Annotated in this window: 7 protein-coding genes and 2 tRNA genes; all 9 read left to right on the top strand. The window is 49.4% G+C overall.

Translation table 11 applies throughout. The features are described from left to right. Nucleotides 1–35 precede the first annotated feature (35 nt). Nucleotides 36–112, top strand: a tRNA-Arg gene (locus tag AC2204_RS20075). Nucleotides 113–170: 58 nt separating this feature from the next. Further along, nucleotides 171–247: transfer RNA gene (locus AC2204_RS20070), tRNA-Arg, on the top strand. 618 nt (nt 248–865) lie between these two features. Further along, nucleotides 866–1,114, top strand: a complete 249-nt coding sequence (locus AC2204_RS20065) for an oxaloacetate decarboxylase subunit gamma (RefSeq protein WP_318927670.1) — start codon at nt 866–868, stop codon at nt 1,112–1,114. A 42-nt stretch (nt 1,115–1,156) separates the two neighbouring features. Next, the gene (gene oadA / locus AC2204_RS20060; RefSeq protein ID WP_318927669.1) at nt 1,157–2,932 is read left to right on the top strand and encodes a sodium-extruding oxaloacetate decarboxylase subunit alpha; all 1,776 of its coding nucleotides are present in this window, start codon (nt 1,157–1,159) and stop codon (nt 2,930–2,932) included. Nucleotides 2,933–2,941: 9 nt separating this feature from the next. Continuing rightward, nucleotides 2,942–4,072 carry a sodium ion-translocating decarboxylase subunit beta gene (locus AC2204_RS20055; RefSeq protein ID WP_318927668.1) on the top strand — a complete coding sequence of 377 codons (1,131 nt, stop codon included), beginning with the start codon at nt 2,942–2,944 and terminating at the stop codon, nt 4,070–4,072. A 126-nt stretch (nt 4,073–4,198) separates the two neighbouring features. Next, on the top strand, nt 4,199–5,155 hold the full coding sequence (locus AC2204_RS20050; protein WP_318927667.1) for an NADP-dependent oxidoreductase: 957 nt from the start codon (nt 4,199–4,201) through the stop codon (nt 5,153–5,155). Between the two features lie 44 nt (nt 5,156–5,199). Then, nucleotides 5,200–5,631, top strand: coding sequence for a YqaA family protein (locus AC2204_RS20045; protein WP_318927666.1), 432 nt, complete (start codon nt 5,200–5,202; stop codon nt 5,629–5,631). An 11-nt stretch (nt 5,632–5,642) separates the two neighbouring features. After that, on the top strand, nt 5,643–8,495 hold the full coding sequence (locus tag AC2204_RS20040; protein ID WP_318927665.1) for a M16 family metallopeptidase: 2,853 nt from the start codon (nt 5,643–5,645) through the stop codon (nt 8,493–8,495). A gap of 176 nt (nt 8,496–8,671) precedes the next feature. Then, entirely contained in the window at nt 8,672–10,240 is a 1,569-nt protein-coding gene (gene gshA, locus AC2204_RS20035) for a glutamate--cysteine ligase (RefSeq protein WP_318927664.1), read from the top strand. The last annotated feature ends 307 nt before the right edge of the window (nt 10,241–10,547 follow it).

Genomic DNA, 10,547 nt, shown 5'->3' with positions numbered 1-10,547 from the left:
CACAATGATTGTCGTTGTTGTAACACCGATTTAGTGCGCGCGTAGCTCAGCTGGATAGAGTACCTGGCTACGAACCAGGCGGTCGGAGGTTCGAATCCTCCCGCGCGCACCATTATTTATACGCAATGACGATCCCACAATGATTGTCGTTGTTGTAACACCGATTTAGTGCGCGCGTAGCTCAGCTGGATAGAGTACCTGGCTACGAACCAGGCGGTCGGAGGTTCGAATCCTCCCGCGCGCACCATTATTTAAAGCTCAGCTCCGGCTGGGCTTTTTTGTATCTTCATATTTCTCCATTCTCTATACCTTCAGAATAAACCGCGTAATGCCTCTCAGGCCTTGTTATTGCTCGATGTTGACTATAACCAGCCTGCTGTGCTTAATGCTCATTCGTGAGCCGAGAGGATGGCTGTATCAAAGCAATTCAGAATGGCTGAGTAGCCAGTTAATTAATCCATTAAATCTATCTGTTTATAAGAAATAACCACAAAGTGCTGAGAAAAGACCAGGGGGTTGATTTATTAACTCCTGTTATCTATTAAGTTGTTATTTATGAAAGGAAAAAATTAAATAGCTAAACTTACCTTCCGTTAACGTAAGCGTCACCATGATCTTGTTTCGGCTTGTTTTTTCTACGGTTTCAGCGCGGGGCTGTAGCGAATAACTTAATCACAGATGGTTATATTTCAGGATGTTGTGTTGAATTGGCACTTCTATCGATGTTTTTCCATTAAGCCGAGAAAATGAGACGCAATCTTCATTAATACACGGTATTTTTATTAATCAATTTGACTTATTTTTGTATCTCGTGGTACTTGTTAACGCGCCAGTTCAGTTATAAAACCAATGAAAGGAAGCAAAAATGGCAGATTTAGGAAGTTTGCTATGGGAAGCGGCAACAATCATGCTTACCGGAATGTTTGTTGTATTTTTATTTCTTAGCATACTGATCTTTTTGGTTCAGCTCTTGGCGAAAGTGGCCCATGTTGATGCGTTACCCGCAGCCCAACAGCCACCGCTAAGCGTTGCCTCACATGAGAGTGAGGTTCAACCTGACGTGATAGCCGCTATTTCATCAGCCGTTTATCAGTACCGTCAGCGTAAAGCCTAGAATGATTTACAGGACAATTATACTTACAAGGAGTTTGCGATCATGTCCAAGCCTTTAGCTATCACTGACGTCGTATTACGTGATGCACATCAGTCTCTGTTTGCCACCCGTCTGCGTATCGAAGATATGTTGCCTATTGCACAGCAGTTAGACAATGTGGGTTATTGGTCTCTAGAGACCTGGGGCGGAGCCACATTCGATTCATGTATCCGTTTTTTGGGTGAAGACCCCTGGGAGCGCTTGCGGGCGCTGAAACAGGCCATGCCAAAAACACCGATGCAGATGTTGCTTCGTGGTCAGAATCTTCTGGGTTATCGTCACTATGGTGATGACGTGGTCGAAAAATTTGTTGAGCGAGCCCATGCCAATGGTATGGATGTGTTCCGCATTTTTGATGCAATGAATGATGTGCGTAATTTCAAAAAAGCCGTCACATCGGCTGTCGATGTCGGCGCTCATGCTCAGGGGACGATTTCTTATACCACCAGCCCGGTTCATAACTTAGACACCTGGACTGATCTCGCGAAACGCCTGGAAGATCTTGGCTGTCATTCTATTTGTATCAAAGATATGTCTGGCCTGCTAAAACCTTACGAAGCGGAAGAGTTGGTTAAACGTATCAAAGCATCGTGTGATGTCCCTTTGGCTCTGCATTGCCACGCGACAACCGGCCTATCGGCAGCCACTGCGGTAAAAGCTGTTGAAGCTGGTCTGGATATTCTTGATACCGCCATTTCTTCGATGAGCCAGACCTATGGCCACACGCCGACTGAAGCGGTCGTCGCGATGCTTGAGGGGACAGAGCGTGATACCAACCTTGATTTGCAGCAGCTTGAGCCGATAGCAACCTACTTCCGAGAAGTCCGGAAGAAATATGCTAAATTTGAAGGCAGCCTGAAAGGCGTTGATGCGCGGATTCTACTGGCCCAAGTGCCAGGCGGTATGCTGACTAACATGGAAGGCCAGCTTAAAGAGCAGGGCGCAGCTGACCGTTTTGATGAAGTACTGGAAGAGATCCCTCGCGTTCGTGAAGATTTAGGTTTTATTCCATTGGTTACCCCAACCTCGCAGATTGTTGGTACTCAATCGGTATTGAATGTATTAACGGGCGAGCGCTATAAGAGCATCACCAAAGAGACTGCCGGGTTATTGAAAGGCGAATATGGCCAGACTCCGGCACCAGTGAATGCCGAGCTGCAGGCTCGTGTTCTCAACGGAGCCGAGGCGATCACTTGCCGACCGGCCGATCTGCTTACCGATGAACTGGCGGCGTTGACGGATGAGCTGCTGGCTAAAGCAGAAGCTGAAAAAATTACGCTCGCTGAGCAGTCTGTTGATGATGTTCTGATTTATGCGTTATTCCCTCAGGTGGGCCTGAATTTTCTTAAAAACCGTAATAATCCGGAAGCCTTTGAACCGGCACCAGGTACTGAAACGGCGCCAGCACCAGCGGCAACTCCGGTTGCTCAGGCTGGCGGCATTGAGGCCTACAGTGTCAAAGTGAATGGTCAGGTATATGACGTTGAAGTCGGCCCTAGTGGTCAGCTATCTGCTGTCACATCGGTGGCAGCACCAGCGCCGGTAAGCAGTGCCCCCGCGGCGAGCGCCGAGGCCATTTCAGCACCGCTGGCCGGAAATATCTTTAAAGTTGTCGTTCAGCCCGGTCATTTAGTGGCAGAAGGTGATGTACTGGTAATACTTGAAGCGATGAAGATGGAAACTGAAATTCGGGCTGCGCGTGGTGGGGTGATCCACGAGCTTCATGTCAAAGAAGGTGATTCTGTTTCGGTCGGCTCGCCGATTCTAAGCCTGGCGTAAGAGGGTACCATGGACGGTTTAATAAAACTCTGGGGCGAGACCGGGATTGCCAATTTTGAGTTCGGCCAGATTGTAATGATTCTGGTTGGCTGCGGTCTGCTTTTCTTGGCGATACGTAAGGGCTTTGAGCCCTTGCTGTTGCTGCCTATCGGGTTTGGTGCCATTTTGGCCAATATTCCTAATGCCGGTTTTACCGAACCGGGCGGCTTGTTGTATTACATCTACCATGTTGGGATCGAAACCGGGGTATTCCCGTTATTGATCTTTATGGGGGTCGGTGCAATGACCGACTTCGGTGCCTTGATTGCAAACCCTAAAACTCTATTGTTAGGCGCTGCAGCTCAGTTCGGTATCTTCTTCACCCTGTTTGGTGCGATTTTGCTGAATCTCGTACCCGGGATGGAGTTTACCCTGGCTGATGCGTCGTCGATTGCAATCATCGGTGGTGCCGATGGCCCAACCGCAATCTTCCTGGCCAGCCGTTTATCTCCGGATCTGCTGGGTGCGATTGCCGTGGCGGCGTACAGCTACATGGCATTGGTGCCAATTATTCAGCCCCCGATTATGAAAGCGCTGACAACTCCCGAAGAGCGTCAAATTCAGATGCAGCAGCTGCGTCATGTCAGTAAGGCCGAGAAGATCCTGTTCCCAATGGCGGTATTGGGAATGACAATTCTGTTCTTGCCTTCGGCATCGCCACTGGTCGGGATGTTCTGTCTCGGTAACCTGATGCGAGAGTCTGGTGTGGTTGATCGCCTGTCTAATACGGTACAGAACGAATTGATCAACATCGTGACGATTTTACTCGGTCTGGGAGTGGGTTCGAAGCTGGAAGCGGATAAATTCCTCCAGATGGAAACCTTAGGGATCCTGGTGCTCGGTGCCGTTGCGTTCAGTATCGGTACCGGTGGCGGTGTGTTAATGGCGAAATTGCTTAACCGCTTCAGTAAAGAAGATATTAATCCACTGATTGGGGCGGCGGGTGTTTCGGCGGTTCCGATGGCGGCACGGGTGGTGAATAAGGTTGGCCTGGAAGCGAACCCGCATAACTTCCTGCTGATGCATGCGATGGGGCCGAATGTGGCCGGGGTACTGGGCTCTGCGGTAGCGGCCGGTATCTTGCTGGCGTTGGTTGGCTAAACTTAGCGCTGACTACAGTACTTAGAAACAAATAGAAACGGGTAGCAAGGTGCTACCCGTTTTTTTTATTGCTATTGTTAGCTATTGTCTTACGATGAACGAGACTTATAACGAGAAGGAATATAAATGAAACCCTATCAGCAACTAGCGATCACTCAGTTTGGCGACCCCTCGGTGCTCAGCTTGCAAACCGCTTCTACGCCATCGCTGACTGCTGATCAGGTGCTGGTGAAGGTCGTTTATGCCAGCGTTAATCCGATCGATGCCAAAACCCGGGCCGGGCTAGGCTGGGCCGCTCAGCAGAACAAAGATAACCTGCCCTGGGTGCCGGGCTATGACATTGCCGGTAAGATTGTTGAAGTCGGCAATAATGTTAAATCGCTGGTTGTCGGTGAACGGGTTGCCGGGTTTATTGGCTTTCCTCTTCAGGGCGGCGGTTACAGCGAGTATGTGGTCGTCGATGCCGAATCATTGAGTAAAGTGCCGGCGAAAATTGAGCTTGTGCAGGCAGCAGCATTGCCTCTGGCGGGACAAACGGCCTGGCAGGCATTAGATAAAGCGAAAGTTACTGTCAGTGATCGGGTCCTCATTCTGGCTGGCGCCGGCGGAGTCGGACATATCGCAATTCAGCTGGCGGTCGCAAAAGGCGCGGAGGTTGTAGCAAGCTGTTCGGCGGCAAATGTGGAATTTGTCTCAGACTTGGGTGCTACCGCGATTGATTATCAGCAAGGGAATCTTGAGCAACAGATTAAGCCGGTCGATGTACTGATTGATTTGATGGGGGGAGAGGTGGGTTGTGCTGCGTTGAAGTGTGTTAAAGCCGGTGGCCGGGTGGTGACAATACCGACGCTCACAGCAGAGCGGGTTTGCCAGCAAGCGCAGCAACTTGGCTTGCAGGCTGCAGGAATGCTCGTGGCCCCCAATGTTGCGCAAAATGATGCAATGCTCAAAATGCTGGCGCAGGGGGAGCTGCACTTACATATTGCGGCACAATTCCCTTTGTCTGAGGGAGCCCGTGCGCATCAGCAGATTGAAAGTGGCCGGACGCGCGGGAAAATTGTTCTATCGACGGGTGCCCAGTAACGGTTGTGGTAAAGATAAACAGCCTCTAATGTAAGAAAATAAAAATGCTAGATTTGTTAAATGGCGAGTCAGCGCTATTGATGCTGTTCACCACCGGTTTTTTGAGTGCCACCTTATTGCCGGGCGCTTCAGAAGCGAACCTGATCGCAACGTTGAAACTAGGGAACAATGTGGTATGGCTGGTTGTTGGGGTGGCGACGCTGGGCAACACCCTTGGCGGAATGACCAACTATTGGTTAGGACGGTTGTTACCCGATAAAACTTCTGAGCTAAAACATGGTCATAAAGCGATAGAATGGCTGAAAAAATATGGTTACTGGACCCTCTTCTTAAGCTGGTTGCCTGTCATCGGGGACCCGCTATGTTTAGCCGCAGGATGGCTGCGGATGCATCAGTGGTTGAGTTTATTTATCATCATGATTGGTAAAGCTTTGCGCTACGGTGTGCTGGCCATGGTGGTTCAAGGTTTATTATAAGGAATGCGTAAGTGCAAAAGTGGATTCTAAGTGTCACCCTGCTGTCGATAGTTGGCTGTAGCGGTCTGATGGGGCAAAGCAAAGATGCTCCCGTGCTGCCTGAGGGCATCACTTTCGTTGAACAAGTAACAGCCGAGCACGGTGAGACTGTTATTCCCTACAGTAAATACACACTTGCTAACGGGCTAACCGTGGTTCTTCATGAAGATAGATCTGATCCATTAGTGCATGTCGATATGACGTACCACGTCGGCTCTGCCCGCGAAGAACAAGGCAAATCCGGTTTTGCGCATTTCTTTGAACATATGATGTTTCAGGGATCAGAGCATGTCGGTGATCAGGAACACTTTCGTCTGATCACTGAAGCAGGCGGAACCTTAAACGGAACCACAAACCGGGATCGTACCAATTATTTTGAAACCGTACCGGCGAACCAGCTGGAGAAAATGCTGTGGTTAGAATCAGACCGGATGGGATTTTTACTTGGGGCGGTTTCACAGCGTAAATTCGAGATCCAGCGCTCAACGGTAAAGAATGAACGAGCCCAGCGCTATGAAAATCGTCCTTATGGTCTGGTCTACGAGCGCATTGGCGAAGCCCTATACCCTCAATCCCACCCATATTCCTGGCAGACAATTGGTTATGTCGAAGATTTAGATCGCGTGGATGTTAATGATCTCAAGGCGTTCTTCTTGCGTTGGTACGGCCCGAACAATGCCACGCTCACGATCGGCGGCGATATCGATAAAGCGCAGACGCTGGAGTGGGTGAAAAAGTATTTTGGCTCGATTCCCCGTGGCCCTGAAGTGATCAATGCGGCGAAATATCCCGTCACGTTGAATGCGACTCGCTACCTGACACTGGAAGATAAAGTACAGCAGCCCATGCTGATGATGGCGTGGCCAACCTCATATAACGGCGCGGAAGATGAAGCATCGCTGGATATGCTGGCGAAAGTGATCGGCGGGGGGAAGAACAGCCTGCTGTACCAGGATCTGGTCAAAACCGGTGATGTCGTTGACGCGGGGGCCTACCACGATTGTGCCGAGCTTAGCTGTACCATGTACGTTTATGCGATAGGTCAAAGTGGCAGCAAAGGCAACTTAAAAGATGTGCACAGCAAAGTTGTCTCGATCCTTGATGGTCTTGAGCTGCGAGGAGTCAATGAAAAAGAGCTGAGTGAACTGAAAGGCATGGTAGAAGCCAATGCGATTTTCGGTTTGCAGAGTGTGAGCGGCAAAGTGTCGCAACTAGCCGCCTATGAGACTTTCTATGGTAACCCTAACCATCTAGGTGTTGAACTGCAGCGGCTGCGTGATGTCACCACTGACAGCATTGAAGCGGCATATATGCTGTACCTGAACGGCAACCCGAACGTTACGTTAAGTGTGGTGCCTAAAGGTAAAACAGCACTGGCCGCGGCGAAGCCGAACTATACCCCGCTGCCACGTGTTATTCCTGAATATCAGAAAGTCACCGATGATCAGCTCGCACTGAGAAAGTCGGTTGAGCATTTTGACCGGTCAGTGATGCCACCGCTTTCTCAGCCGGTTGAGGCAGTGATGCCGCGCTTGTATCAGTTTGAACTGGATAACGGAATCAATGTACTGGGAACCAAATATATTGAAACGCCAACGGTAGAGCTGCAGTTAGTGATCCCTGCCGGACGCCGTTTTGAACTTGAAGGCAAAACCGGGTTAGCCCAGCTGACAGCGGCGATGATGGGGGAAGCGACCCAGCGTTCAACTGCCGAAGAGTTATCTTCACGGCTGGATATGTTAGGCAGTACGGTCAGTTTTAGTACCGGTTTGTACAGCACAACGGTGTCGGTGACATCATTAGAGAAGAACCTGTCTCAGACACTGGCCATCATGGAAGAGCGTTTATTCCAGCCCGCGTTTAACCCGGCAGACTTCGAACGCTTGAAAGCGCAGGCCATCGAGGGGGTGGTGTATGAACATCAGCGTCCGGAGTGGTTAGCGAGCCAGGCAACACGAGAAGTGCTGTTTGGCGGCACGCCGTTCAGCCGTCCGCCGGAAGGAACCAAAGCCTCACTGGCGAGTATCACCTTAGAGGATGTTAAGCGCTTTTATGCCCGCTACTATACCCCGAATGGAACGGATGTGGTGGTCGTGGGGGATGTGGCTGAGTCTCAGCTGAGCCAACAGTTAGGCTTCCTGGCAGCATGGCAAGGCCGCCCGGAACCGGTCTTTAGTCCGCAGGCCATTCCTGCGCAGGCGAAGCAGGCGATTTGGATGGTTGACAAGCCGGGTGCACCGCAAACGGTGATCCGTCTGGCTCGCCAGGGACTGCCGTATGATGCAACTGGTGAGTTGTACGAAACTCAGCTGGCTAACTTTAACCTGGCGGGTAATTTCAACAGCCGTATCAACCTGAACCTTCGTGAAGATAAGGGTTATACCTATGGGGCTGGAGGCTACCAGACCGGGGGCAAAGAAGTGGGCTTGTCGGTGTACTACGCCCAGGTACGTGCAGATGCCAGCTTAGCATCATTAAAAGAGTTTCTGGCTGAATTAAAGAAAATCAGTACCGACGGGATAACGGATGAAGAAGTGAACTTTATGCGTCTGGCTGTCGGTCAGAAAGATGCGCTTAACTATGAAACCCCGGGAAAGAAGGCGCAACTGTTAGGTCAGATCCTGACTTATTCGCTACCGGAAAATTTCGTTGAACAGCGTAACGAAATCGTTGCTTCTATCAGCCAAGAACGACTCAATGAGCTGGCCGAGAAATGGTTTAATCCGGATGATTACCAGATCATTGTCGTGGGTGATGTCAAATCATTGCGACCGCAATTTGAAACACTGGGCATTCCAGTCAAAACGATTCAGCCGCAGATGTAATCTTGCGGATCCTGCCATGCTGTTTGTCGACGTTGCTATAACGTCGGCTTTTTCCCTTTATTTTAAAGGGTTATTTGTTTACAGATGGTAAAAGTGTTTCACTATAAAAATTATGGTAATCATTAATAATAATGATTACCCTATTTTCCAAATTACGATAATTAACGAGAATGACCTTGATGGATTTTTCACAAAGGTTACAGCAAATTTCCGCAAATTCTGATGCATTAACTCAGATTGGCCGTGGCCTGGAGCGGGAAGCGCTACGTATTACGACTCAAGGTGATTTGTCAGCTCAACCCCATCCTGCCGGTTTGGGATCAGCACTAACCAATAAATGGATCACCACCGATTTTGCCGAATCACTGTTAGAGTTTATTACTCCGGTCTCGCAAGATATAGATCACTTATTGACCCAGTTAAGTGATATTCACCAGTTTACCTACAGCCAGATGGGGGATGAGCGCCTGTGGCCAATGTCAATGCCCTGTTTTGTCGGTAGTGAAGATGATATTACTCTGGCGCAATACGGCAGCTCGAATACCGGGCGAATGAAAACCCTCTACCGTGAAGGCCTGAAACGCCGTTATGGTAGTGTCATGCAGGTGATTTCAGGTGTGCATTTCAACTTTTCGTTTCCTGACTCATTCTGGCAGCAGCTGTTTGGCGAGCAAAGCGTACAAGCGCGTCAGGATTCGGTTTCAGATGCTTATTTTGGCCTGATCCGTAACTATTACCGTTTTGGCTGGCTGATCCCTTATCTTTTCGGCGCATCACCGGCGCTGTGCGGGTCATTCCTGAAGGAGCACGGCTCGCCATCAGATTTTGAAAAACTGGGTAACGGCACTTATTATTTGCCGAATGCAACCGCGCTACGGTTAAGTGATCTGGGCTATACCAATAATGCACAAAGTGCGCTGAAAATCGGTTTTAACAGCCTGGAGCAATACCTTGACGGTCTGAATCAGGCTATTCGCACTCCATCCGATGATTATGCCAATATCGGCGTGAAAGTTGACGGTGAGTACCGCCAGCTGAATAGTAATGTCCTGCAGATCGAAAATGAGCTGTATGCCCCCATTCGTCCGAAACGTGTGGCAAAAAATGGTGAAAAACCATCAGAAGCCCTTAGCCGCGGGGGGGTTGAATATATCGAAGTACGCTCATTGGATGTTAACCCGTTCAGCCCGATAGGTATTACAGAAGATCAGGTCCGCTTCCTTGATATGTTCCTGACCTGGGCGGTGTTGTCACCCTCCGCTGAAATGGATGACGCAGAGCTGGCTTGCTGGCGGGATAACTGGAATCGTGTCGTCCTTGATGGCCGCAATCCTGATCTAATGCTGAAAATTGGCTGTAATGGTGAACGTCTGTTGGCTAAAGACTGGGGATTACGCGTATTTGCTGAGCTGGAAGCTGTTGCCAAGGCGATGGATGATGCGGCGGGTAATGATAACTACCAGCAGACGTATCAGCGTTTGAAAGAGTGGATTATTCATCCTGAGCTGACGATATCTGCGCAGTTACTGGCACAAATCAAGCAGCATGAAGGCATTGGCGCCGTCGGTAAAAAATTGGCGTTGCTGCATGCCGATGAACTCAAGAGCAGAGAGTTTGCTTTTTATAGCAAGAACGAGTTTGAACAGGAAGTTCAGGCGTCCGTTAAAAAACAGCAGCTCATTGAGCAAAGTGATAACAAGTCATTCGATGCGTATTTAGAGGATTACTTTGCCGATTTGAAATAGCGGCGAGCTAATCAGTATAAATTGTGACAGAGGTAGGCTTCTATCGTTTTTGTCATAAATATAGGCTGATTTGACAGGGATTTTTGCGTAAGGTCAACCGAGAAAAAAGTGGGCAGCAGTCTTGCTGCCCGAAACTATTTCGCAGGGATAACGACATAATAACTGCCCGTCTTTTATTCAGGTGCGAGATACCTAAGTTACCTCTAGAGGCACGATTCAGAGTAATACAAGCCCGTTCACATCAAGAAAAATATGCGAAGGAATGACAGGTTCTTTCGAGTGCATTTGACACAGAATGTGTGCGACT

Source organism: Photobacterium sp., assembly GCF_057456235.1.
This window is presented reverse-complemented; position numbering and strand designations above follow the sequence as displayed.

What these genes read in the sequence shown, in the direction of transcription:
- AC2204_RS20065 (WP_318927670.1), top strand. Translation starts at nt 866, where the DNA reads ATGGCAGATTTAGGAAGTTTGCTATGGGAAGCGGCAACAATCATGCTT.
- oadA (WP_318927669.1), top strand. Translation starts at nt 1,157, where the DNA reads ATGTCCAAGCCTTTAGCTATCACTGACGTCGTATTACGTGATGCACAT.
- AC2204_RS20055 (WP_318927668.1), top strand. Translation starts at nt 2,942, where the DNA reads ATGGACGGTTTAATAAAACTCTGGGGCGAGACCGGGATTGCCAATTTT.
- AC2204_RS20050 (WP_318927667.1), top strand. Translation starts at nt 4,199, where the DNA reads ATGAAACCCTATCAGCAACTAGCGATCACTCAGTTTGGCGACCCCTCG.
- AC2204_RS20045 (WP_318927666.1), top strand. Translation starts at nt 5,200, where the DNA reads ATGCTAGATTTGTTAAATGGCGAGTCAGCGCTATTGATGCTGTTCACC.